At 46.7% G+C, this 25,288-nt stretch carries 21 protein-coding genes; 6 read left to right on the plus strand and 15 right to left on the minus strand.

From position 1 onward, the window contains the following. Positions 1-8: 8 nt before the first annotated feature. From EOPP23_RS02660 to EOPP23_RS02680, 5 genes are all read right to left on the minus strand, one after another. Positions 9-959 (minus strand): hypothetical protein, encoded by a 951-nt coding sequence (locus EOPP23_RS02660; RefSeq protein ID WP_153764441.1) that lies wholly within the window; start codon positions 957-959, stop codon positions 9-11. Position 960: 1 nt separating this feature from the next. Beyond that, the gene (locus EOPP23_RS02665) at positions 961-1,704 is read right to left on the minus strand and encodes an SDR family NAD(P)-dependent oxidoreductase (RefSeq protein WP_153764442.1); all 744 of its coding nucleotides are present in this window, start codon (positions 1,702-1,704) and stop codon (positions 961-963) included. A 306-nt stretch (positions 1,705-2,010) separates the two neighbouring features. Continuing rightward, positions 2,011-2,274: a cold shock domain-containing protein gene (locus tag EOPP23_RS02670; protein ID WP_153764443.1), complete on the minus strand. Its 264-nt coding sequence runs from the start codon at positions 2,272-2,274 to the stop codon at positions 2,011-2,013. A gap of 342 nt (positions 2,275-2,616) precedes the next feature. After that, complete coding sequence (locus EOPP23_RS02675) at positions 2,617-3,597, minus strand: sulfurtransferase (RefSeq protein ID WP_153764444.1); 981 nt, start codon at positions 3,595-3,597, stop codon at positions 2,617-2,619. After that, positions 3,516-4,664 carry an FAD-dependent oxidoreductase gene (locus EOPP23_RS02680; protein ID WP_153764445.1) on the minus strand — a complete coding sequence of 383 codons (1,149 nt, stop codon included), beginning with the start codon at positions 4,662-4,664 and terminating at the stop codon, positions 3,516-3,518. The genes EOPP23_RS02675 and EOPP23_RS02680 overlap by 82 nt, the downstream gene beginning before the upstream one ends. Before the next feature lie 227 nt (positions 4,665-4,891). On the opposite strand from EOPP23_RS02680, the gene EOPP23_RS02685 reads away from it, so the two are divergent. Beyond that, complete coding sequence (locus EOPP23_RS02685; protein ID WP_153764446.1) at positions 4,892-6,157, plus strand: amino acid permease; 1,266 nt, start codon at positions 4,892-4,894, stop codon at positions 6,155-6,157. A gap of 54 nt (positions 6,158-6,211) precedes the next feature. Here EOPP23_RS02685 and EOPP23_RS02690 read toward each other — a convergent pair whose 3' ends face one another. The 4 genes from EOPP23_RS02690 to EOPP23_RS02705 form a co-directional block, all read right to left on the minus strand. Beyond that, the gene (locus EOPP23_RS02690; RefSeq protein ID WP_228550540.1) at positions 6,212-7,762 is read right to left on the minus strand and encodes a SpoVR family protein; all 1,551 of its coding nucleotides are present in this window, start codon (positions 7,760-7,762) and stop codon (positions 6,212-6,214) included. Continuing rightward, on the minus strand, positions 7,755-9,038 hold the full coding sequence (locus EOPP23_RS02695) for a YeaH/YhbH family protein (protein ID WP_153764447.1): 1,284 nt from the start codon (positions 9,036-9,038) through the stop codon (positions 7,755-7,757). The genes EOPP23_RS02690 and EOPP23_RS02695 overlap by 8 nt, the downstream gene beginning before the upstream one ends. A gap of 138 nt (positions 9,039-9,176) precedes the next feature. Beyond that, positions 9,177-11,099, minus strand: coding sequence for a PrkA family serine protein kinase (locus EOPP23_RS02700; protein WP_153764448.1), 1,923 nt, complete (start codon positions 11,097-11,099; stop codon positions 9,177-9,179). A gap of 497 nt (positions 11,100-11,596) precedes the next feature. Beyond that, entirely contained in the window at positions 11,597-12,442 is an 846-nt protein-coding gene (locus EOPP23_RS02705) for a lysophospholipid acyltransferase family protein (RefSeq protein ID WP_194842468.1), read from the minus strand. 518 nt (positions 12,443-12,960) lie between these two features. Here EOPP23_RS02705 and EOPP23_RS02710 point away from each other — a divergent pair. Beyond that, the gene (locus tag EOPP23_RS02710; RefSeq protein ID WP_153764450.1) at positions 12,961-13,749 is read left to right on the plus strand and encodes a sulfite exporter TauE/SafE family protein; all 789 of its coding nucleotides are present in this window, start codon (positions 12,961-12,963) and stop codon (positions 13,747-13,749) included. A gap of 220 nt (positions 13,750-13,969) precedes the next feature. Here the strand turns inward: EOPP23_RS02710 and EOPP23_RS02715 are convergent, their stop codons facing one another. Both EOPP23_RS02715 and EOPP23_RS02720 read right to left on the minus strand, forming a co-directional pair. Continuing rightward, the gene (locus EOPP23_RS02715; protein ID WP_153764451.1) at positions 13,970-17,020 is read right to left on the minus strand and encodes an efflux RND transporter permease subunit; all 3,051 of its coding nucleotides are present in this window, start codon (positions 17,018-17,020) and stop codon (positions 13,970-13,972) included. Further along, complete coding sequence (locus EOPP23_RS02720) at positions 17,017-18,132, minus strand: efflux RND transporter periplasmic adaptor subunit (protein WP_153764452.1); 1,116 nt, start codon at positions 18,130-18,132, stop codon at positions 17,017-17,019. The genes EOPP23_RS02715 and EOPP23_RS02720 overlap by 4 nt, the downstream gene beginning before the upstream one ends. A 129-nt stretch (positions 18,133-18,261) precedes the next feature. Between EOPP23_RS02720 and EOPP23_RS02725 the strand changes: the two genes are divergently transcribed. From EOPP23_RS02725 to EOPP23_RS02735, 3 genes are read left to right on the plus strand one after another with little or no spacing between them, the layout of a single operon-like run. Continuing rightward, a complete protein-coding gene (locus EOPP23_RS02725; protein WP_153764453.1) occupies positions 18,262-19,176 on the plus strand; it encodes a LysR family transcriptional regulator in 915 nt (304 codons plus the stop codon). Between the two features lie 56 nt (positions 19,177-19,232). After that, the gene (gene lgt / locus EOPP23_RS02730; RefSeq protein WP_370514593.1) at positions 19,233-20,111 is read left to right on the plus strand and encodes a prolipoprotein diacylglyceryl transferase; all 879 of its coding nucleotides are present in this window, start codon (positions 19,233-19,235) and stop codon (positions 20,109-20,111) included. Then, complete coding sequence (locus EOPP23_RS02735) at positions 20,108-20,941, plus strand: thymidylate synthase (RefSeq protein WP_153764454.1); 834 nt, start codon at positions 20,108-20,110, stop codon at positions 20,939-20,941. Before lgt ends, EOPP23_RS02735 begins: the two co-directional genes overlap by 4 nt. Before the next feature lie 96 nt (positions 20,942-21,037). Here the strand turns inward: EOPP23_RS02735 and EOPP23_RS02740 are convergent, their stop codons facing one another. Beyond that, entirely contained in the window at positions 21,038-22,558 is a 1,521-nt protein-coding gene (locus EOPP23_RS02740) for a hypothetical protein (protein ID WP_153764455.1), read from the minus strand. 154 nt (positions 22,559-22,712) lie between these two features. On the opposite strand from EOPP23_RS02740, the gene EOPP23_RS02745 reads away from it, so the two are divergent. Next, on the plus strand, positions 22,713-23,480 hold the full coding sequence (locus tag EOPP23_RS02745) for an alpha/beta fold hydrolase (RefSeq protein WP_153764456.1): 768 nt from the start codon (positions 22,713-22,715) through the stop codon (positions 23,478-23,480). A 63-nt stretch (positions 23,481-23,543) separates the two neighbouring features. Here EOPP23_RS02745 and EOPP23_RS02750 read toward each other — a convergent pair whose 3' ends face one another. From EOPP23_RS02750 to EOPP23_RS02760, 3 genes are all read right to left on the minus strand, one after another. Beyond that, entirely contained in the window at positions 23,544-23,792 is a 249-nt protein-coding gene (locus EOPP23_RS02750) for a hypothetical protein (RefSeq protein WP_153764457.1), read from the minus strand. A 105-nt stretch (positions 23,793-23,897) separates the two neighbouring features. After that, positions 23,898-24,680 carry a 3',5'-cyclic-AMP phosphodiesterase gene (cpdA, locus tag EOPP23_RS02755; protein ID WP_153764458.1) on the minus strand — a complete coding sequence of 261 codons (783 nt, stop codon included), beginning with the start codon at positions 24,678-24,680 and terminating at the stop codon, positions 23,898-23,900. Between the two features lie 153 nt (positions 24,681-24,833). Then, positions 24,834-25,280: a DUF1249 domain-containing protein gene (locus EOPP23_RS02760; protein WP_194842469.1), complete on the minus strand. Its 447-nt coding sequence runs from the start codon at positions 25,278-25,280 to the stop codon at positions 24,834-24,836. Positions 25,281-25,288 lie beyond the last annotated feature (8 nt).

Consider the following 25,288-nt stretch of genomic DNA (forward strand, 5'->3'; position numbering starts at 1 on the left):
AGTTCCGTTTAGCTTCTGGATCGAGCGATCAGATTTTCTGGTCGCTCAATACCAATACGTTCAAAGTAGTGATCCGGAATGTCGCAAGGGTCCTTGTAGATATGAATCTTGCAGGGAGAGAAACCTATACGACCGTCTTCCGGTGTCTGTACGACAAAGACAGGACGACCGGTTTTTAATATTGATGCAACTTCCATTGCGGGTTCATGGCAGCAGTAGACTGGAAAGTCTTTACGTCCATAGGTCAGGGAGCTGGCTTCTTTCACCAGTGAGTTATTGTAAGGTGCTTCATAGTGTCCCATCTGTACCAGACGTCCTCCGCTGGGGCAGGGGTCGGGCATAAAGGTAAACTTTTCGTCGTCTTCTACCAGTCGAAATGGCAGCAGGTGGGAACGGGTAAAAGTAATCAGTTGAAGAATTTTTTCCTTTACGGGCAGAGTGCCATCAGGGTCCATACCTTCCGGCTGCATCACCTCCTGCAGCAAAGTCATAGTCGCTTCTTCACCACACAGACCATGGAAGAGACTGGTCAGACAGGCGACGCGTGACATCATGCCATCATGAGTGGTTAAGGCTTTCTCAATCAGAGTTTCAGTCAGGCTAACCGTACTGTCTGTATCTTCAGCTTCACACGCTGCTTTTATGTCAGCGAGATACTGCTGCCAGAGAGGCATGGTCTGTTTGAAGTCAACATCACGCTCCGGAAAGGTCTGATAATCCTCCGTATCTGACAGAGCTTTGGCAGCAACCGTTTGATCGTGAATATAACTGAGGTGCTTGAGTATGCCTTTTTCCCAGCCCCGGTAGCTGTAGTACATAGTTGCCAGCTCAACACTGAGTTCTTTCAGAAAACTCAGTGCTTTTAGAAAATCTTCAGAGCGGGCAGCGTCGATGAGCTTGTCTGCTGACGGTTGGCCAGCCTGCTGTAGAAACTCTTCCGTAAAAATTCTATCTGCCATATCAGGCTCCAATATATCCGCCATTTACGGCCAGACTTTGACCTGTTACCCATTCAGCTTCTTCTGATGCGAGATAGATGCAGGCTGCGGCAATGTCTTCCGGTTTACCAATACGTCGGGTTGCAAAGAACTTCTCTGCACCAACGGTGAGTTCTGCAGGGACGGTGTTGATAAGTCCCAGTACCAGAGAATTGAAAGTAACACCGTGACGACCATGTTCCTTGGCCAGGGTTCGCATTAAACCTTCAGAGCCGGCTTTTGCCGCTCCGTAAACCGATGAACCAATATTGCCGACTCTGGCGGCATCGGAAGACAGGTTGATGATTCTGCCCCACCGCTTTTCTCTCATGCTTTTTAAGGCAATGTGAGTGCAATTCATGGCACCAGTCATATTGACATCAACAATCTCCTGCCATTTGGCCGGGTTTGAATCCATAAAATTTTCCAGATTCAAACCGTGGGGGAGTGCTCCGGCATTATTAACGACAATATCGACAGAACCGAGTTGTTCAGTGATTCTGGCAAAAGCCGTTTCACAGGTTTCATAGCGGGTAACATCAAAGGGGATAGCAATGGCCTTGCCGCCATTGTCATTGATTTCAGCGGCAACGGCTTCGGCTCGTTCCGGGAAGTAATCATTGACCGCTACGGTAGCTCCACGGGCAATAAAAGTTCTGGCAATTTCAGCCCCTATACCACGGCCGGCGCCGGTAACCAGCACAACTTTGCCTTCAAATCTGAACATGATGACCTGCTCTTTCTTTTTCTAGTTTTATGCGCCAAGGCACTTGAGCTGGCAGGTAATACAGATATGAAAGTATCACTGCCTTTTAAAGCCATGATATAGGGAATAGGGAGAGTGAGCTTAGCCTGAAAAGACTAAAGCTAAAATGACAGATGCTTTTCTAATCGCATCTTACTTAGATGCAGGTACTGAAAATAATAGCTGACAAATATTGCTCAGCTAGATTTAAAAATAACCTGACAATGCCGGGCGACCTAAGGGTTGAGGTGACCCGGCATAGAGATTTTTTGTATAACCTTCGCAGGTTCAGGCAGGAAGTGATGCTTCCTGTTCACTCTGAACTCCGCTTTCCTCGCCAGACCCGACTGGTATAACCCGAGTAGCGATCAGGCCCTTTGGCCCCTGGCCGATTTCGAACTGAACCAGTTGCCCGGCTTTCAGAGTTTTGAAACCGTCCATTTCAATAACAGAGTAATGAATGAGAACGTCTTGATTTTCAGTGGCATCCTGAGCTTGAATAAACCCGTATCCTTTAGGATTGTTGAACCACTTCACTGTACCTTCCAGCATAGCTTCCATTTCCTTCTTGGTCGCTTCCTTAACAGCGCGATTCCTACTTTTAACAGTGAAGGAACTGCTGGGAAACTGCAACCCTTGTTGTTTTATTTTTAGTCACATTTATGTTTTCTGTAGCATCCTTGTTACAGTGCTCTGCTTCGGTGATGTCTTCCCGGCAGCACTTGCTACCAAATAGTACAGCCGACATTTCCCTATAGAACCTGACCATTATAAGACCAAGTTGTACTAATAGAACAGCCTGCATTAAGACTATTGTTAACATTTGAGAATGTTTTGTCCAGTTAACAGAAAATATCAGTAAATAGTATGAGAGCGGGTAACCGTCGTACTGTTTTATTCGGTTTCAGGTTTACCTTTAAGCAGGGGAAGGTCGCGATTCCAGGACCACTCTATCCACGAGCCATCGTAGTTTCTGACATTTTCATAACCAAGCAGCTGAGTCAGGACGAACAGCGTTTGAGCTGAGCGGACACCGGACTGGCAATAGACAATGATGGATTTGTCAGAAGTAATGCCTTTTTCAGAGAAGATATCCTGTAACTTTTCTGGATTGAGAAAACCGCTTTCGTTAACGGTTCGGTCAAAAGCCAGCCAAGAGCTGCCTGGAATTCTTCCCGCTCGATGAGATCCGGACTTGCGTTTTCGCCCGGTAAACTCTTCAAAGCTTCGAACATCGAGAACGATAGCCTTGTCATCCTGAAGTGTTTCTTTTACATCGGTCAGGCCAGCGAGATATTCCGGATGAGGAGTGCCTGTAAATCGGTATTTTGTTGTCTTTGGGCTTTCCGGAGGCATGATCGCCTGTTTAAAACCAAGAGTAGACCATGCCTTTAGACCGCCATTGAGAAGAGTAATATTATTGTGTCCGTACAGCTTCAGTAACCACCAGAGCCTTGCTGCGTCTGCGCTCTGGTAATCGTCATAAAGAACAATCTCTGTGTCCGGTGTGGCGCCTAAATGGCTGAGCAGCTTTTCCATTTTGGTCTGGCTTGCCCTCATGCCGGAAACAGGAAAATCTCCTTCATTGGCCTGATAGGCAGGACGCCAGACATTATGAGCTTTGGGAATGTGTCCCAGTAGATAGCTGACCCTGGGACGGACATCCAGTACCAGTACAGGGTCGCCCTGAGCCAGACGGCGGTTAAGCTGTTCGGGTTGAATCAATGCTTCTGCCTCTGCACGCACAATGCAGAGACAATAGACAGCAGTTATAAGTAGAAGTTTTATTATGATCAGAGGCGTTTCATAGTGCCTTTTTCCGGCAACGGAAATCTGGCCATGAACTGTCGGTCTAACCAGTCTTTCCAAACCCATATCAGGCGACCTCTTGCCTTCAGCCAACCGCGGGATGCGATGGCTCTACCGTCCGCACAGCTTAGCAAAGAAAGAAATTTTGATTGGGGCTGAAAGACTTGAAGCCCTTCTCCTGTCAATGAAGCCTGCAAGTTGGCGTAGAGAGTGGGTGCCTGGCGTACGGCATAGACCCCACATTTTGCCAGCCCCTTTGTATCTGAATCAGGGCCTTGAAAGTCTGCAACATCACCACAGGCAAAGACGTTATTGTGGCTGGTGGACTGAAGGTTCTGGTTTAGTGAGATAAACCCTCTTGAATTCACTGCAAGACCGGAGTTTGCAGGCCATTGAACAGGAATAGCAGGTGTTGCCAGAATCAGCTGATCATACGCCAGAGTCTGCTGACGTGTGCTGACCAGTATTTTTTCTTCTCTTGCTTCAGCGACTTCAAAGCCGGTGTGAAGCTGAATGTTTTTCCTTTCCAGTTCCTCGAGCATAAGGTTTTGTACCTTGCTGGAGTAGCCAGACAGAATCTGCTGACCAGATACCAGTAAGTGAATATCCAACTGTTGATTGGCTTTGAAGCGCTCCCTGAGAGCCAGTGCCACTTCAACGCCCGCTGCGCCAGCTCCGGCAATAGCCAGACTGAAGGGTTGTTCAGAAAGTCTTGTTTCGGATTCCAGCCACCCCAGAAACTGCTCTACCGGCTTTATAGAAATGGCATTGCTGGCATCAATGATCCTGCTTTGGGTTGATCCGGTGTTGATGGATAGAAAATCGTACTCCAGTACTTGTCCGGATTCCGTTGTCACCGTTTGAGCATCGGGGTCCAAGGCTGAAACCTGTTCTTCAATAAATTCACACCCTGATTTTTCCGCCAGCGTCTTCAGGTCAATATGGGATTGCTCAACACTGTAGTGTCCGGCAATAACGCCTGGCAGCATACCCGAGTAAGGCGTGTAGCGTTTGCCAGAGATCAGGATGAAGCGGCATTCAGGAAAACTGTCCTGCTGAATTTTATTCAGTAAAAGTGCATGAGTATGACCGCCGCCGACCAGAATAAGAGTGGACACCTTATTTTCATTCATTCCTAAACTCTTGAAATATTTGATGGTCAATAGTCTAGACTCTGTTGACCTATAGGCCTTGCAGCCCAACAAGTTAATACGATTTATGCAAAACGGATATAAACCTACTGTCACGTTTAATGGCAGGCTCTAGAGCATAAGTGAGCCTGTCCGAGTGACATGATCAGACTTGAAGATCCGTTTGTCTCATCAACCTATCCCCGTAAAGGGCAGCTTGAGGGCGAGTAGTGGCCACCGGAAAACTAACACTTTTTCCCCTGACCATGGTAGTCACTGGCAACATGATGGGGGCAGGTATCTTTTTATTACCCTCTTCTCTGGCTGGTCTGGGGTCTATTTCTCTGCTGGGTTGGCTGATTACAGTGGTAGGCGCATTTCTGCTTTCACTGATTTTTGTCCGATTAGGTTCCAGCTGTCAGCAGGGGATAGGTATTCATGCCTTTATTAGTGAAGGGATGGGGCTTCGTATTGGTCTGGTCGTTATTTATGGCTACTGGGTGTCTATCTGGGTAGGCAATATTGCAGTGGCTATCAGCGGTGTCAGTTACCTGAGTAATTTTGTACCTTCTTTATCTGATCCCTGGTTGGCGAGCCTCACTGGGTTGGTGGTGATCTGGTTTCTCAGTCTATTAAATATGTGGGATATAAGGCGAATAGGGCAGTTTCAGGTAGTCACGACCTGTTGCATGCTGGTTCCTGTGATTCTGACTTGTCTGTTGGGTTGGGGAAGCTTTCAGTTTGAAAATTTGCTGAACTCGGTCAATGTCACTGGCAAGCCTACAGGCTTTGCTCTGTCAGAATCTATTACCCTGACACTCTGGTCGTTCATTGGTCTGGAATCGGCCTGTAACCTTTCCAGTCATGCTAAAAACCCTTCTCGTGATGTTCCCTACGCAACTTTGCTTGGCACCTTGATTGCCGGTGCCTGTTATTTGGTGAGTACAACAACCATTATGGGTGTTATACCCAATGATGTTCTGCAGTACTCAGCTGCACCCTTTTCAGATGCAGTCAGTCTACTACTCGGGCAGTGGGGGGGAACTCTGGTTGGGGTTCTGGCTGTTATTGCCTGCCTGGGAAGTCTGAATGGCTGGATCCTCATGCACTCACAAATTGCTTGTGCTGCTTCAAGGAACGGTATCATGCCAGCAGTTTTTGGTCGGTTGAATCGTTTCAATTCACCCTGGTTGGGCCTGTTGATTACAGCCGTTCTGATGAGTTTTATGATTCTATTGTCGGTGGAGCCCACAGTGCAGGAGCACTATCGAGTCGTCACTCTGACAGCTGTGAATATCATGCTGGTGATTTATCTATTGGCAGGCATATCCTGCTGGCGGATTCTCAGGAGAAGTCATCAGGGCTTAAGTACAACCTGGGGAATAGTTATCCTGAGTGCTTTGGCCTACTGCTTCTGGGGTTTATTGAGTTCAGAATCTGGCATACAGACTTATCTCTATGCACTGTTGTTTAATTCTGCACAGGCCTCGCCCTGATCAAGAGTCGCTCTAAATATTGCGCTTCAGGGCGACACTTGTTCAGAGTAAGGTTTAAGCTGCGCTTGCTTCCTGTTTCTCTTTTGGCAGCCCGTAAATAGTTCTTATCTGTTCTCTCTTATCCACCGACTCAAGGTGTACATCAAAGCCCCACAGTAAATGCATGTGCTTGATGATTTCCTGAGTACTGTCCATGTCTAGCGGCCGGTTCTGGTGCATGTAGTGGCGCAGCGTAAGCGAACGGTCACCTCGAGTATCAACACTGTAGACCTGAATGTTAGGCTCACGGTTACCAAGGTTGTATTGGGCTGACAGCGCTTCCCTGACATGACGATAGCCTTGATCATCGTGAATAGCGCTGACTTCGAGATAGTCATCGGCATCGTTGTCGTTAATAGCAAACAGTTTCAGGTCACGCATCACTTTGGGTGACAGATACTGCATGACAAAGCTTTCATCCTTGAAGTTCTTCATGGCGAAATGCACGGTTTCCAGCCAGTCAGTATCGACCAGATCCGGGAACCAGCGTCGGTCTTCTTCCGTCGGGTGTTCACAGATACGACGGATGTCCTGAAACATGGCAAAGCCCAGAGCGTATGGGTTAATACCGCTGTAACGCTGATCGTCAAAGTCTGGTTGGTAAACGACATTAGTATGTGACTGAAGAAACTCCATGATAAAGCCTTCAGTTATGTGACCACGGTCGTACATTTCGTTCATCAGTGTGTAATGCCAGAAAGTAGCCCAGCCTTCGTTCATTACCTGTGTCTGACGTTGTGGATAAAAATACTGAGCCACTTTACGAACGATACGAATGAGTTCCCGCTGCCAGGTTTCCAGTAGAGGCGCATTCTTCTCAACAAAATAGAGCAGGTTCTCTTCTGGGTCTTTTGGATAACGCGGCCTTTGTTCTGTTTCCTCTTCGGCTTTGATAGGCACTGTTCGCCAGAGATCGTTCAGGTTTTGCTGAATATACTCTTCCCGGTCCTTGGCTTTTGCACGTTCTTCTTCCGGTGAAATAGGTCGAGGGCGTTGATAACGGTTAACTCCCTGATTTTGCAAAGCGTGGCAGGCATCAAGCAGTGTTTCTACAGCATCAACCCCATGCTTTTCTTCACACTGGGCAATATAATTTTTGGCGAACAGCAGGTAATCGATGATGGAGTCTGCATCGGTCCACTGCTGGAACAGATAGTTACCTTTGAAGAAAGAATTGTGCCCATAACAGGCGTGAGCAATCACCAGTGCCTGCATCGGCATGGTGTTCTCTTCCATCAGGTAAGCAATACAGGGGTTGGAATTAATGACGATCTCATAGGCCAGCCCCATTTGACCACGCTCATAATTCTTCTGGTTGTTGAGAAACTGTTTACCGAAACTCCAGTGGTTATACATCAATGGCATGCCCACAGAGGCATAAGCATCGAGCATTTGCTCTGAGCTGATCACTTCTATCTGGTTCGGGTAAGTGTCTAACCGATACTTTGCAGCAATCTCGGCGATCTTACCGTCGTATTGGGTCAGCAGGTCAAAGGTCCATTCAGAGTCCGTTGAAATAGGCTCTTTGGCTCTGGGACGGTCTGAAGGTCTTATCATGTCAGGCATACTGACCCTCCTTTTTCTCAAACAGTTTGCGGAATACCGGATAGATGTCGCCATTGTTGCGAATCTGCTGCATGGCAAAGTGTCCGGGATAATCTCTTTCTATGTCTTTGTACTCGTACCATAAGTTCTGATGATGCCTGTCGGTAATTTCTACATAGGAGTAGTACTGGCAAACTGGTAAGAGGTTTTCGATGATAATGTTGCTGCAGCGTGAAGAATCGGCTTCCCAGTTATCACCGTCAGAAGCCTGAGCTACATAAATATTCCATTCGCTGGGGGAGTATCGATCCTTGATGATATCGTCAGACAGTGACAGTGCACTGGAAACCACTGTGCCGCCGGTTTCACGGGCGTAGAAGAAATCGTGTTCGTTACACTCTCTGGCTTCACTGTGATGACGGATAAAGACCACTTCAATTTGCTCATAATTCCTTTCCAGAAAAAGATAGAGCAGCAGGAAGAAACGTTTGGCTGTGTCTTTTATTTCCCGGGTCATGGAGCCGGAAACGTCCATCACGCAGAACATGACACACTTACTGGAAGGCTGAGGCACTTTAACCAGATTGTTAAACTTCAGATCAAAGTCATCAATAAACGGCAACCGTTTAAGCTTTTTATTTAACTCGATGATTTTGTCCTGTAGCTCTTTCTTCAGAACTTCGTCAGTGTTGCTCTGGCTGACTTCCATTTCTCTGAGCTGTCGTTTAAGAGCTCGGATCTCTTTTCGCTCTTTGCCGGACAAGGCAATACGACGGGCGTGGGCTGCTTTCAGGGAGCGGACAACATTCAGGCGATCCGGTGAGCCTGCAGAAGTGTAGCCGGCGCGTTTGAGTTTGAACTCGGTGGAATCTTTCAGCTCCTTGCGCATCAGATTAGGCAGTTCCAGATCTTCAAACAGATACTCGAGAAATTCTTCACGATTAATCTGGAAGATAAAGTCATCTTCACCAGAGCCGGAGTTACTGGCATCGCCATCACCGGTTCCCTGACCGCCTCCGCCTTCAGGACGTTTGAAACGATCGCCAGTGGTGAACTCTTTATTGCCTGGATGAACCTGTTCCACACGGCCACCCTGACCATGGTGAAAGCTGGGTTCGGAAAGGTCTTTTTTTGGAATGGCAATATCACTGCCACTGTTTACGTCGGTTATGGATCGTTCATCCACTGCACCCTGAACGGCTTCCTTGACCAGTCCTTTGTAACGCCTGAGAAAACGCTGGCGATTGACCGTACTTTTCTTTTTGCCGTTGAGGCGCCGGTCGATAATCATGCTCATGGGACGCTCTCCGTTGGTACTTTAGACTGCTGTCGTCTGTTGAACGAAAAGCAGTTGTGAGAAAAGCCACTGGTTGCATGTTGGTAATGCTGCCAGTGGCTGTTGCTGTCAGGATTTATAAGTCATTAACCAGAAACCTTACTGTGACTTACGAACCCTTATGTACCACTCGGACAGCAGTCGAACCTGTTTCTCGGTGTAACCGTACTCCACCATACGCTCAACAAAATCAGCGTGTTTGCGCTGGTCGTCGTTGGAACTCTTGGCATTGAAAGAGATAACCGGCAGCAGGTCTTCCGTGTTGGAGAACATCTTCTTCTCGATCACCGTACGCATCTTTTCATAGCTCAACCAGCTTGGGTTTCTGCCATCGTTGTGCGCCTTGGCTCTGAGTACAAAGTTGACTACTTCATTACGGAAGTCTTTAGGGTTAGCTATGCCTGCAGGCTTCTCGATCTTCTCCAACTCATCGTTCAAGGCACCACGATCCAGAATATGGCCAGTATCCGGATCACGGAATTCCTGATCCTGAATCCAGAAATCAGCGTAAGTGATATAGCGATCAAAGATGTTCTGACCGTAATCGGAGTAAGACTCCAGATAAGCTGTCTGAATTTCCTTGCCCAGGAATTCAACGTATTTAGGCGTCAGATATTCCTTGATGAACCGAAGGTAACGGTCGTGTGTTTCATCCGGGAATTGCTGCTGTTCAATTTGCTGCTCCAGCACATACATCAGATGAACCGGGTTGGCGGCAACTTCTGTAGAGTCGAAGTTGAAGACCTTGGACAGAATCTTGAAAGCAAAGCGGGTGGACAAACCATCCATACCTTCATCCACGCCTGCTGCATCTTTGTATTCCTGCAAAGGCTTGGCATTGGGGTCTGTATCCTTCAGGTTTTCGCCGTTATAGACTTTCATTTTGGAGTAGAGAGAGGAATTCTCAGGTTCCTTGATACGAGACAGAACGGTGAACTGAGCCAGCATCTTCAGAGTGTCCGGTGCGCATGGTGAAGCTTTCAGAGAGCTGTGTTCCAGTAACTTCTCGTAGATGTGTACTTCTTCATCAATGCGTGTGCAATACGGCACCTTGACGATGTTCACCCGATCGATAAAGGCTTCGTTGGTCTTGTTGTTTCTGAAAGACTGCCACTCAGATTCGTTGGAGTGAGCCAGCAACACGCCTTCGAACGGAATAGCGCCCATGCCTTCGGTAGGGTTGTAATTACCTTCCTGAGTTGCCGTTAGCAATGGGTGCAGCACTTTCACCGGTGCTTTAAACATCTCAACGAATTCCATGATGCCCTGGTTGGCTCGGCAAAGCGCACCGGAGAAACTGTAGGCATCTGGATCGTCTTGAGAGAATTCTTCCAGCTGACGAATATCAACCTTACCAACAAGGCTGGAAATATCCTGATTGTTTTCATCACCGGGTTCGGTTTTGGCAATAGCAATTTGATTCAACTGGCTTGGGTAGATTTTAACAACCCGGAACTTTGAAAGATCACCCTTGTATTCCTGAAGTCTTTTAACCGCCCATGGGGACATGATGTATTTTAAATAGCGACCGGGAATACCGAATTCCTCGGTTAAAATACGACCGTCTTCGTCCGGATTAAAAAGTCCCAGTGGTGATTCAAAAACAGGTGATCCTTTAATGGCATAAAACGGCTGAATTTCCATTAATGCTTTCAGGCGTTCAGCCAATGATGATTTACCGCCACCCACAGGACCCAGTAAATAAAGAATCTGTTTCTTTTCTTCCAACCCCTGGGCAGCGTGTTTGAAATAGGACACGATTTGTTCAATGGCTTCTTCCATGCCATAAAACTCTTCAAATGCCGGGTAACGTTTAATCAGTTTGTTAGAAAATATACGACTGAGTCGCGGATCTCGGGAAGTGTCGACAATTTCCGGTTCACCAATAGCTGACAGCATTCGTTCAGCTGCATTGGAATAGGCTCCGGGGTCTGATTTGCAGAGGTCGAGATATTCCTGCAGGCTCATTTCTTCCTGGCGGGTAGACTCATACCTTTGCTGGAAGTGTGAAAATATAGACATGCGTTTGGCCCCCTATCGCCCGGCCCTCCATGGACATTCCTAAAGAATATGGGCGTACTTATTTATTGTTAGGTTACGATCTCTCAATTCTTTTTATTGCCATCCTACGACAGTGATCTATTAATCAAATGTCGTAGATCAGTATTTATAGTTATAGAGGGAATTGAAAATTAAGTCTATGATTTTTGGAGGTAATTAATTGATTTTAAAAGGAGTTTTATTTTTTTTGTGCGGAGTTATTTTTTCTAATGTATAGGACGTAAAAAAATTAATACAGTGAAAATAATTGAACGATGTATTCTTTGATGTATTTCTACTGTCTTCCTGGTTATTAAAATAATTTCTTTATCTTCTTCATTTATCTAGGGAATTTCGATATTTTTTAAATATAAGGATGATCGGTTTTTAGTGGTTATAAAACCTTCAATACCAACGTTTATTGTCTGCAAACGCCGATATCAAAGATGATTCAAAAAAATAGCACGACAGTGGAATAATTAGTTGTTCAGTTTCTTCTTAAGTTTAAAACGATCATAGTGCCATACCCATAGCTCCGGGTGTTGACTGATCACTTCTTCCATCTTGTGAATCAGGCGTTGAAGGTTGTTGGCGGCATCAGATTTATGGCTACCTGTCAGCTCGGGTTCAAATCGTTCAAAGTGCAGCTGCCACTCACCATTTTTCATGGTGCAGTAGTGGAACAGTATGGGCGCTTTTAACAACTGGGCTGTCATAACTCCAGTGGCAGGTGCGGAGGTTTCCTGACCAAAAAATGTCACGGGCATTTCTCTTGAGCGAAGGTCACTGTAAAGAAAAACCATTTTTTTCTGCTTTATGGATTTGAATACAGCGGTTGGATCACCACGTTGTATAAAGTCGATACCAGCCTGTTCAAGCGCGTGCCTGCCAAGACTGTTTGCCAGAGGAGACTGTTTACCTGCCCCAATCAGAGTGTTCGCTGGAAATCCATGTTCAGCTGCAGCAAGGGTTCCTATATCTGGCGGTCCCATATGCAGAGAAATGACGACGGCTCCACGGTCCTCAGCAACAGCTTCTTTCATCACGTCCAGGTTATGGAGTTGATAGGGTGTTTTTCTCAACCTGGGGAGTGACAACAAATATGTTAACGAGTAGGTAGATGACTTTCTGGCAATGGCATCACATTGCTCTGGTGTTATATTCGGTTGTGTAAGTTTGAGGGCGGCTCTGGCAATTTTACCTTTCTTTCGATCAAGAACTCTTCCACCCAACTCAGCCAGAGTGTTGTAAAAGAATGAAGGCAGTTTGCTTAATAAACGGATCAGTGTTTTGGCAAAAAAATCCGTCCAGAAAAATTTACTCATTTTATTTATTCTTATCCCTTCTGTGGGACTGAGTGTAGTATCTGACATGATTGATTGGAATCCTCAAATAAAAAGAGACACACTCCCAGGGGAATCGATAGAAGGTATGAGTGTTAATTTTGGCGCAGTATAAAGCACATCCTGTGCACAATAAGTGACCCTATACAGAGATTTTGTTTGAATTTTGTACGGAGGTAATTCAGGTCAAAAGTTTTTGCAGAAGTTTTCTGAGTAGGTAAGATGACTTTCTTAATTGTAGAAAAAATATAAATATAATGAACTTTCAGCTTTGTTCTGAGTCTACTAAGTGATTGATTTAAAAAGAACTGTCTCCAATTTCTAAAATTTGGGACTAATAATAACGATAACTCGGTATTCGACCATAATCAGTACGCTGGTTGTTGTAGTACCCAGACATACGAATTCAGAAGTTGTTTGCTCGCCTGGGCGGACAAACAGCAATCTAATATTCGATTGCGTGTGTCTATACACTTAGCTGTTTCGCGGGAATGCGTTCAATGATTTTTCTTTCTTATCTGATTTTAGGGGCTCTGGCTGGAACTTTGGCTGGTTTGTTCGGCATTGGTGGCGGGCTGATTATCGTGCCTGCCCTTGTTTATAGTTTTCAGGTTCAGGGTGTTGCCCCCGAAATCTTGACACATCTTGCTGTTGGAACCTCTCTGGCAACCATCGTTGTTACTTCAATCAGTTCCATTAAGGCTCATCATGCGAGAGGTGCCGTTCAATGGCCGATGTTTGTGGTGCTGGCCGCCGGTATTCTTTTAGGCTCCTGGTTAGGTGTTTTGACAGCAACACAGATGAGTGGGCAAACCCTGCAAAGGGCTATCGGGATATTTGCTCTCACTGTGGCTGTAAAAATGTGGTTTGGCTTCAAGGTTGCAGAAGGTAGTACAACGCCAGGAAAACCGGTAATGGTTCTGGCTGGCAGTATTATTGGCTGGGCATCCAGTATTTTTGGAATCGGTGGCGGTACCTTATCGGTGCCGTTTCTGAGAAGGTGTCATTTAACCATGGGTAAGGCGGTGGCGACTTCAGCAGCCTGCGGCTTGCCGATTGCTATTATGGGGACCAGTGCCAATATTTATCTTGGGCATGGTAACCCTCTGTTGCCGGAGATGAGTACTGGTTTTGTTTACTGGCCAGCATTTGTAGGTATTGTTCTGGCGAGTATGTTCTTTGCCCGGCTTGGTGCGCATCTGGCACACAGTCTTCCTTCCGATAAGCTTCAGAAAATGTTTGCGGTCTTTTTGATGCTGGTGGGAATGGAATTCCTGATTGCGGCTTGATGGCAGCTCAATACCAAAAGCGGGTTTAAAAGATGGCTTTGATAGAGCACTTCAATAGAGCGCTTTAATGGAGAGTTTTAATAGAAAGCTGACCAGTAAAAGTTTGGGGTATTTACCGGTCAGCATTACCATACGTCTCTAGTAGTTTCTCAAATAATGATGTCCTCCTGCTTTCCTCTGTTGAATGGCTCAAAACTGAGAGTCTTGAGCCATATTCCGGTTAGCTGTTCGTAATAGCAGGTAATGGTTGTCTTTCTGCCTTTGAAAGAAAAGTATAGAGCACTGGCACTACAAACAGGGTGAAGAGTGTTCCGATACTCATGCCGCTGGCAATGACAAGGCCGATAGAATAACGACTGGCTGCACCTGCTCCAGATGCACTCAATAGTGGCAGAACACCAAGAACCATTGCTGCTGTGGTCATCAATACAGGGCGCAGTCGTATGGTTGCAGCCTGCTGTACGGCTTCCAACCGAGTCAATTCAGGATTCTCATCTCGCAACTGGTTAGCAAATTCGACAATAAGAATACCGTGCTTAGTGATCAGTCCTACCAGTGTTACCAGACCAATCTGGGTGTAGATGTTCAATGTTGCATAACCCAGAGCGATGGGAACCATTGCCCCGAACAGTGACAGTGGCACACTGAATAGAATCACCAGCGGATCTCGGAAACTTTCAAACTGAGCTGCCAGCACCAGAAAGATCACGATAATAGCGAAGAGCATTATCAGGCCAAGGGCGTTACCTTCCTTGATAAACTGCCTGGATTCACCTTCGTAATCAAAACTGTAACCGTTTGGTGCAAGCTCTTTCGCCTTGGTCTGCAGAAATTCAAGTGCCTGACCCATGCTGGTGCCAGGAATCAACATACCCTGAATCTTGGCAGAGTTGAGCTGCTGGAATTGGGTCAGTGAGTTAGGTTGTACTCCCTGTTCGATGGATACCAGGGTTGCCAGAGAAACCATGTCGCCACTGATCGTTCTGACCTGATAGCGTCCCAGCCACTCCTGGGTCATACGAAATTCCTGAGCAGCCTGAGGAATAACTTTGTAACTGCGACCATCAAGAGAGAAGCGGTTCACTTCACTGCTACCAAGCATGGTAGCCAGAGTGTTGGCAATGTCCTGCATGCTGACACCCAGTTCACCCGCCAGTTTACGATTGATGTTGACCTGGATCTCAGGCTTATCAAAACGCAGGTCACTCTTGGCAAACATAAACAGACCAGACTTCATGGCTTCCTGAACCAGCTGACCAGAAATGTCGTTCAGATCCTGATAGCTGTTGGTACTGGTCAGAATAAACTGAACGGGCAGGCCACTGCCTGCTCCCGGCAACGAAGAACCGGCAAAGGTAAAGACGTTCAGTCCGGTTACCTGTGACATGTACTGGTTCTGAAGCTGCTGCTGAATATCTGCCAGCCCACGCTCCCGCTGATCCCATGGTTTCAGCAACATACCAAAAATAGACGAACCTGGGTCATTGATAATGAACGAGTGAGAGTACTCGGGGAAGGATTCGAAAAAGCCTTCGTACGCGGACGTGTACTTGTTCATGTAATCCAGGTTGGAATATCTCGGCGCTTCAGAGACACCGAAAATAATGCCCTTGTCTTCCTGAGGAGCCAGTTCCTTGCCGCTGAGCATATAGAGTGCTGGCAAACTGAGAATGATCACTACCATAGTCAGAATAGTGACAGAACGATACTTCAGCATATCGCTCAGGGCACGACCATAGAGTCTGCTGAACCTGTCGAACAGCTTATCCAGCTTTGCGGCAAGACCGCCACTGGAGGTATGACGAATCATCTTTGATGCCATCATGGGTGACAGTGTTAAAGCGATAACACCGGAAATAATAACGGCACCGGCCAGTGTAAAAGCGAACTCCTGAAACAGCGCGCCGGTCAAACCACCCACAAAACCAATAGGTGCATAAACAGCTGCCAGAGTAATGGTCATGGAAATAACCGGAGAAGCTATCTCTCTGGCACCCACAATCGCTGCCTGAAAAGGTTTAAGCCCTGCTTCGATATGCCGGTGCACGTTTTCCACTACGACGATAGCGTCATCAACCACCAACCCTATGGCAAGAACTAGTGCCAGTAGCGTCAACAGGTTGATGCTGTAACCCATGGCCATCATGAAAAACAGTGCGCCAATCAGGGACAGCGGAATAGTGATAACCGGAATCAGAACAATACGGAACGAACCCAGAAACAGGAAAACCACCAGAACAACGATCAGAGTCGCTTCACCCAGAGTTCGAACCACTTCATCAATAGAAGAACGAATAAAGTCGGTAGCGTCGTAAGCAACGGTGATGATCATGCCGACAGGCTGTTGTGCCTGAATCTCCGGAAGTACTTCCAGAACGTTATCAATGACATCAATAGGGTTAGCGCCCGGAGCTGCTTTTACGGTCAGGTAAAGCGATTCTTCTCCTTTGTAGCCTGTGAAATTATTGGGATTTGCTGCACTCAGTTCTGTTTTGGCGACATCGCCAAGACGTACGACACCTTTATCCTGGTCACTGCGAATAATCAGACGGGCGAAGTCCTCAGCAGAACTGATATCGGTAGCAGCGTTGACATCAATGACGGTCCATTCACTCTTGGTAGAGCCGGCTGCAGCCAGAAAGTTATTACTGGCCAGTGCACTTCTGACGTCCTGAGCGGTGACATTGAAGGCTGTCATTTTCAGTGGATCAAGCCATACCCGCATGGAGTAAGTCTTTGCACCATCAATACCAATAGAGCCAACACCGGGAAGGGTTGCCAGTCGTGGTTGTACGGCACGGTCCAGATAGTCGGTCATCTGCTCGATGGACTGGGTATCACTCTGTACCCGGATATACATCAAAGCAGGGGAAAAAGTGCCCTTGGTAATAACCGGCGATTCCGCCTCGGCAGGCAGAACAGTGCGGGCCTCGTTTACCTTGGCCATGATCTCGGAGAGCGCCGACGAGGAGTTAAAGCCTCGCTCAATATGCACCTCAATAACAGAGCTGCCCTGATTGCTTCTTGATGAGATATATTCAATGCCTTCCGCAGAAGCAATACGCTGCTGCAAAGGTGTGGTTATAAACCCCTGAATCAACCGGGCACTGGCGCCGGGGTAAACAGTAGTTACTGTTACTACCGTGTCGTCAGTTTTGGGAAACTGCCTGACCTGAAGCTTTTGCCAGGCTTGCAAGCCCAACAGAATAATCAGGAAACTGATAACCGTGGCCAGAACCGGCCGACGAATAAAGTGATCGGTAAACTTCATTGATCAGTGTCTCCGACAGCTTTTTCTCCAGAAGCTTTATTTTCAGAAACTATGACAGACACTCCCGGGTAGAGTTTCATCTGACCTGTCAGAACGATTTGATCACCTGCTTTAAGACCTGAAATGACTTCGACTTTACCGTTTCTGTGTTCACCGGTTTTCACGAAGGAAGGCAGAGCAATAAGCCCCTTCTCACCCTGTTGAACCATATAAGCCGTATTACCAAAAGAGCTGTAGGAAATGGCAGTTTCTGGCAGGGTCAGTACTTCACGTTGTTCTGCAAGAATGACCGTAATGTTAGTGAACATGCCTGGAACGAAACGCTGGTCAGTATTGTTCAGACGGGCTCGAATTTTAAGGTTGCGGGTTTTCAGGTCCAGCTTACTGTCTCTGGCGATCACTTCACCGTAAACAACAGCCTGGTTGTCATCATCGGATTGCAGGCTGACCTTCACTTTCATACCTTGAGCTATTTTGCTGGCGTACTGCTCAGGTACAGTGAAATCGACGTATAACTGACTGAGGTCCTGAAGGTTCGCGATTAATGTTCCTTCCTTGAGGTAGTCACCAACGTCAATGGTACGCAGCCCCATTTGACCGCCGAAAGGTGCACTAAGGCTCTTCTTGCTGATGCTTGCCTTAAGTTCCTGCTCTTGTGCCTTGGCTTCATCCAGAGTTGTTAAAAACTGGTCCAGCTGGTTCTGGGAAATAACCTTGTTCTGTCGTAGTTCAAGGTTACGGTCGTAGTTCAGTTGCGCCAGCTTGAGCTGAGCCTGAACCCGCTTTAATTGTGCCTGCTCAACTTCGCTGTCAAGAATGACCAGTACTTGATCTTTCTTGACGAAATCACCGGATTTAAACAGGATCTGTTCAACCTCACCGTTGATCTGGGCAGCAATATCAGAGTCCTGCCAGGCGCGAAGATCGCCTACTGCGTGTGTTTGTTCGGGCCAATCAGCAGTAGTGACAAGGCCAGCTTCTACGGGAACAGGAGGAGGAACGAAACCGCTCATGGCTTCCATTTCCTGCTGAATACCAGTGATGATGGTGCCAAAAATTCCACCCATTACAGCACTCAGCACCAGCGTTGCTAACAGCAAGCGTTTAAACATGGATATAGGTAACCTCAAAAAAGTCTGACTAATTTACTGAAGCTATATTAATTGATTCATAAAAAGAGATAATTACCCCTATTGTTTCTTCACTTTAAACTACTGGTTAACAATAAATAGAGGCTTTTCGTGGATAAACTGCGCCGTATAGAAATATTTTGTCGTGTTGTTGAGTTGGGCAGTTTCACAAAGGTTGCGGATGAAACCAGTTTGTCCAGAACCATCATTGGTCGTTATATCGCAAGCCTCGAGGAAGAACTTGGCATTCGTTTGATCAGTCGTACAACTCGTAAGATGTCTGTGACGGAGGCCGGGCGTGATTACTATGACGGCTGTAAGTCTATTCTCGGTCAGATGGGAGAGCTGGAGCAGAGTGTCCAGCACAGAGACATGGAGCCCAGAGGAGTATTGAAAGTTGCCATGAGTGCCGGCTTTGGCTGTCTGTTTATGAGTGAGCTAATCGAACAGTTCCAGAATGAATATCCGGCCGTTAAATTTGATCTTCACTTAACGGATCATACTGAAGAGCTGGTCAGGGAACGTTTTGATGTCATTGTTGAAATGGTACTGGAAGACTCCAGTAGCCTGAATACGGATCGCAGGCTGGCTCTGACTGAACTGGGGCTCTATGCCAGCCCTTTATATCTGGAACGATTTGGCACACCGGAAAAGCCGGAAGATTTAAAGCAGCACCGACTCAACCATTTCAGTCCGGCAGTCTGGCCTCATAATGTCCAGTTACAGGGGCTTGGGCTTGACTGGCATCTGGCCAGTAACGAGGGCTATATGTTGTTGCTCAGTATGCTCAAAGGCAACAGTATGGGGTTCTTTCCGGACATTCTTGTCAGTAACTTGGTTCAGACTGGCGAGTTGGTAAAAGTGCTGGCGGATATGCCTTCAACCAAGCTTGAATTAAGAGTGGATTATGGTCCAGGCAAGCGTTCCCGTAAGATCTCGCTTTTTCTGGACAGGCTACACAGTAGCTTTGCAGACCCTGTTTTTATTAAAAATTTCAGTCAGCAGGATCAGTGTTCTTTCAACTGATAGGCTCTGATTGTTAAACTTCTTAAATTCGACTTAACTCTATCCGGAATCCATACGTGATCCCATATCCTGATATTGACCCTGTGGCCATCAGTCTTGGCCCGTTAAAAGTCCACTGGTATGGACTGATGTATCTGCTTGGCTTTGCCGGTGCCTGGTGGCTGGCCACTTCAAGAGCAAAGAAATCCGGAGGTCTCTGGAATCCTGAGTGGGTGGGCGATCTGATCTTTTACGCCGCTGTTGGTGTGATTGCCGGTGGTCGAGCGGGTTACGTTCTGTTTTATAACTTTGATTACTTCCTGCAGAATCCGCTCTGGCTGTTCAGTGTCTGGGAAGGTGGTATGTCTTTCCATGGCGGTTTGATGGGCGTGATTCTGGCGGTCTTTTGGTACGGCAGAAAGCTGGGCAAGAATTTCTTCCAGATGACCGATTTTATTGCGCCGATTGTGCCTCTGGGGCTCGGTCTGGGTCGTATCGGTAACTTTATTGGTGGCGAACTCTGGGGCAGGGCAACCGATGTTTCCTGGGCCATGGTGTTCCCGACTGATCCGTCGCAATTGCCTCGCCACCCTTCACAGCTTTATCAGTTCGCCATTGAAGGCATTATTCTGTTTACGGCACTCTGGTGGTTCTCGGCAAAGCCAAGACCTCGTATGGCGGTATCAGGTTTGTTCCTGCTGATTTATGGTATTGGCCGTTTCTGTGTCGAATTTGTTCGTCAGCCAGACCCTCAGCTGGGCTTTATCGCCTTTGACTGGTTGACCATGGGGCAGCTGCTTTCCACACCAATGATTCTGTTAGGTGCCGGAATGATAGCGGTGGCCTACAAAAAATTCCCTCTGGTTAATGGCCAGAATCAAGATGATCTGAAATGGCTTGAGAAGCATGTAAACAACAGCGCCAAGCCAAAAGGAAAAAAAGGATCCAAACGATGAAACAGTATCTGGACCTGCTCAGGCATATCAAGGAAAACGGCACCTTTAAAGCAGACCGTACCGGCACCGGCACCTACAGTGTTTTCGGCTATCAGATGCGCTTTGACCTGTCTGAAGGCTTTCCGCTGGTGACCACCAAGAAGTGTCACCTGAGATCGATCATTCATGAACTGCTCTGGTTTCTGAAAGGCGACACCAACATCAGTTATTTGCAGGACAACGGTGTTCGAATCTGGGATGAGTGGGCGACCGATGAAGGTGAACTGGGGCCTGTTTACGGTGAACAATGGCGCAGCTGGAAAGGTGCCAACGGTGAAACCGTTGACCAGATTCAGTGGTTGGTGGACGAAATTAAAAACAACCCAGACTCCCGTCGTCTGGTAATCAGCGCCTGGAACCCAAGTGTTTTACCGGATGTGAAACATTCACCCAAAGAAAATGCCGAGATGGGTAAACAGGCCTTGCCTCCTTGTCACTGTCTGTTCCAGTTCTACGTTCAGGATGGAAAGCTGTCATGTCAGCTTTATCAGCGCAGTGCTGATGTTTTCCTTGGCGTGCCGTTTAATATTGCATCCTATGCATTGCTGACCATGATGATGGCGCAGGTTTGCGGGCTGGAAGCGGGTGATTTTGTGCATACCTTTGGTGATGCTCACTTGTACTCTAATCACTTGGAACAAACGGAAGAACAGTTGAGTCGTGAGCCTTTTGCAAAGCCGACTATGCTGATCAACCCGGAGATCGATGATCTGTTTGAGTTTACCTTTGATGACTTTGTTCTGAAGGATTACCAAGCTCATCCGCATATTAAGGCGGCAGTGTCTGTTTAAAGGCCTGACTGTTTGAAGAAGTGTTGTAGAAACTACCTGCGGTTTAAGTGTATTTATAAAACTGCAGGTGATTTCTAAAAGCCTTGTGACTCTTTTCTAAAGAGATTGTGCGTATTGAAAGAAAAAATCCTGTGCTACTTCCGCCGGTGTCGGGGTGATTGCAGGGTCTGTACGCCAGTTGTCTGGTAATGGCTTCCAGCCCAATTTTTCCAAAGGTACCGGTTTTCCAGCAGCACGAGCTTTAAAGAAGCTAACATCCAGTTTTTTCATTTCATTTGTGAATTCAGGACTCTCGACACTGGCTTCTGGTTTCTTTAGTGACTTATCACCTTTATGTGCCGCATTAAAACGCTCAATTGGCGCGTTGTACTCAATCATATCTCCGTAGTTTATCTGATCCCATGCTCTGATCATCATATCAAACGGTGGGTCAGCTTTTGCCTTAAGCAGAAGTTCATAGAGTGTGAAAGCATTTGTTTGCAGTGCAATCCGTTTGATGGCGTCAGGCCGACTATCATCACTACTGCTGATAGGGCCGATCTCGTCAATAGATTGCAATGCTTGTGTACCTGCAAGCAGCTCACGGTTGAGTAGCTGAATATTTGCAGCAGCATTAGCTACTGGAGTGAATCCTGAAGAATAACTGATGATGTTTTTACTGCCAATTCCACGGAAAAGGTCAATATTCATCACTCCTCGATCATAAGCATGCTTGGCTGACTTGGAGTTCACATAGGCAGGCCCTTCACTGACAACAGTATCCAGATCACTGTAATGGTCTGAAGGATTCACATTGGGCTCTTTCATTAAGTCGATAACAATATCCAGAGAGTGAGTGTGATCTGCTTCATCTATATCCTGTTCAAGCCTTAGCCCTGTGAGAATAGAATTAAGTGCTACTGTTCTAGGTTCGACAGGCATCTGGGCCAGCCTGTTAGCGACAGTCTTTGCTGGCAAATGACCAACAGCTCTACTGACTTCAAACTGATTTGGATTCTCTAAAATTTCTTTCAGGCATTCATCCAGAACCCGATCCTGTTCACGTACCACACTCTTAGAGAACTTTTGGGCACCCTCCAGTCTTGGAGAAAGAACCCCATTGGATTCACCAGCTTTTTTTAAGTGGAACGCTTTTGAGGTGCTCTCCAGTTTATCAAGTAGTTCGAGTTGTTGTGCTTTGCTTTTGAAATTTCCTGCATTGTATTTATCCAGCGCATCCAGAGCTGCTTTGTAGGTAGGGCTACGAAATCTTTTGGGGTTGCCAGCTATCGCTTTGACTTCATCAGAGGTCATCAGCTTTTCTGTATCGGGAGAGTTTAGCGGCTTTGAGGCTGATGCTTCTTTTGTGGACGATGACTTTTCAGAGGCAGTTGTTGATGAAGGTAGTGTTGTCTCAGGCGTTACCTTTTTTGCTACACGATCTCGAATAGATTTGCTGTTAGTGTCTACAGAACTGCTTCGTGGCAATCTGGCTTCAGCATCGCTAGCTTTACTGACTGTCCGCTGACTGGAGTCACCTCTAAACGCCCCTGAACGAGCTCGGTAGTCGGGTAGATTATCCCGTAGTGACGGTTGAACAGAGCTTGTCCCTGCGGGCTGGTTAACACTTTCCACCATCACCACTCTTCCTTTGAGTTTTTTATCAGTTTAGAGGACTCCCCATTAACCTGATCAGCCGTTAAAATACTTCGTCTCAATTAAAAATTAGTCAATAGATAGTCAGAAATGCCCTTTCAGGCTGGGCTGGCTTGAAACATTCAATAGGAAAATAATGAAGCTACATGCCCGCCAACAAGGGGAAGGTACCCATCTGATCAGTGTTCATGGCTTGTTTGGTTCTCAGGAAAACCTTGGAGCAATTAACAGACAGCTTGCTGAAGAATTCACCGTACACGGTATTGATGTACGCAATCATGGCCGCTCCCCTCACAGTGATGAAATGAACTATGCGCTGATGGCTGGGGATATTATCGAATACATGAATGCTCAGGGCATTGAAAAAGCTCATCTTCTTGGTCATTCCATGGGTGGCAAGATTGTGATGAAAGTAGCTCTGGATTATCCGGATAGAATCGAAAAGCTGGCCGTGATGGATATAGCACCTGTTAAATACAAGGTTCGCCGTCACGATGATGTTTTTGCCGGACTGCACGCTGTAAAGCTGGATCAGCTTGAAAAACGAGTTGATGCGGATAAGGCGATTTCTCAATACGTTGAGGAGTTGGCGATACGGTCATTTTTGTTGAAAAACCTCTACCGAAACGATCAGGGCGGTTACAGCTGGCGAATGAATCTTCAAGCGATTCATGAACATTATCTGGAAATACTGGATGGGCAGTCAGCTGATGGCGCTTTTGCGGGTCACACACTGTTTTTGAAAGGTGGGAATTCGGATTATATCCTGCCAGAACACCGGGAAGAGGTACTCAGGCATTTCCCGAAAGCCAGTCTGCGGGAAATAGCGGATACTGGCCACTGGCTCCATGCAGAGAAACCTGACTTGATAGCAAGAACGCTGAAACGATTCTTTCTGAGTTAACGTTTTGGTGCTGAAACAAAAAAGAGCCGCCGGTTGGCAGCTCTTCTTAAGACGCTTGGGAGGCTAGTGCTCCGACTGGTTATCTTCCCAGTTATCGCTCTCCTCCCAGTTATCACTGATGTCTTCAAACGAATCGGCAATATTTTGACGAAGTGTCTGTCGATCCCAGTAATCATTAATACCCTGACGAATTGACTTTGTTCTTTTCTGTTTACAGCGTTCGCCGGCGGTTTGCTGTTTACGAAATTCCTGTCCGCTGTCCCAGAAAATCTCATCCTGGTTGTCGTACTGCGGTGACCTTAACCTGGACATATCTACTTCCTTTTTTACTACTCCTATTCTCCAATCTAGGAAAGGAGGAGGAGTAGTTAATAAGAAATGCTTATATGCAGGCCATGGGCTTATTAGCTGTCTGAATCAATAGCCATCAGCGGTCAAATCCAGCTCCTGAACGTAGTCTGTCAGGCGTACAACTTTAGTAGTTAATTCACCGTTAGCGGACAGTTCCAGTTCGCGATAGCCTGGTTTGGCACCATCAAGAGCAAAATCACTGCTGCCCGGTTTGAACTGGACGCAGGTCGATGGTGTGGATAAATACAGTACGCCTTCGATTTCTCTGGTCACTTCCTGATGAATATGGCCGTTGAGTACGACTTTTACTTGCGGGTACTGCCTGATAAGGGCTTTGAACTCATCAGCGTTTACAAGATTGATTTCGTTCAGCCACTGGCAACTGGTTTGATAAGCCTGATGGTGGAAGGCAATCAGTGCTGGTTTATCAGGATGCTTTTCAAGCTGTTCTGTCAGTAATGCCAACTCCTGAGAAGCAAGCTCACCATGAGTTTTCCCCAACACTTGAGAGTTCAGGAAGATCAGCTGCCAGCCATTAATAATGGTGTTTTTAATCAAGGCTTTCGGAGCAACTGAGTGCATCATATCCCAGTCGTCGTGATTGCCATTCATCCATACATAAGGGACGGGCAGAGTGTCCAGCTGCTCTTTCAGCCACTGATAAGACTCAAGAGAATGATCCTGAGTTAAATCGCCTGTCATCAGGAAAAGCTCGGGCAGGTGGTCACTGAGTCTGATGTTGTCCAGGATGGCTTGAAAACTGTTGTTGGTGTCCGCACCCAACAGCCTTCCGGAATCTACACCAAATAAATGGGTGTCAGTCAGCTGTATTATGTGAGTCCTTGACATAGCTGGCTCTAAATCTCAGGAAGAGGAGAAAAAAAGAGTTTAACAGGGGTATTGGGATAAAACAGTGATGTTTCACACGTTTTTTTATCTTGAGTGTTTTTTCATCAAATAGGGTGATATGGAAATACACCAAAGGCTTTTAAGGCAGGATCATCAAACAACTTTCTGGTCAGAAAATCCGTGAGCCAGACAGAAGTTCAGCCATTCAGCGAGAAGCTGGTTAAGTTGGGCTTTTTCGTCCGGCTGGTGCATTTTCTGGTTGGGATAATCATACAATGCTTCAAAATTACGCTCGCGATTCATGCTGACAATCTCAGCCATACGAACATCCTGATAAGCCCTTATTCGAAAAGAGGGCATATCCAGCCATTGTCCCCAGTCCGCCTGAATGGATACATCCAGCTCAAGCGTAAAAGGCGCACGGCTTACTACCTGAAATTCAACCACACCAGTATGTTTCTGGTAGTGCAATTTCAGCTGAAAATTATCCTGATTATCAAGTTCCGGCAGCAGGTGTCTAAGCTTGTGGAAACTGCTTTCGCACAGGCTCTGCTGTTTGACAAGATTAGTCCGGTACCGGGGCTTTAAATTTTTGTTCATAACTACAA

Source organism: Endozoicomonas sp. OPT23 (genome assembly GCF_009653635.1).
GTDB lineage: Bacteria > Pseudomonadota > Gammaproteobacteria > Pseudomonadales > Endozoicomonadaceae > Endozoicomonas_A.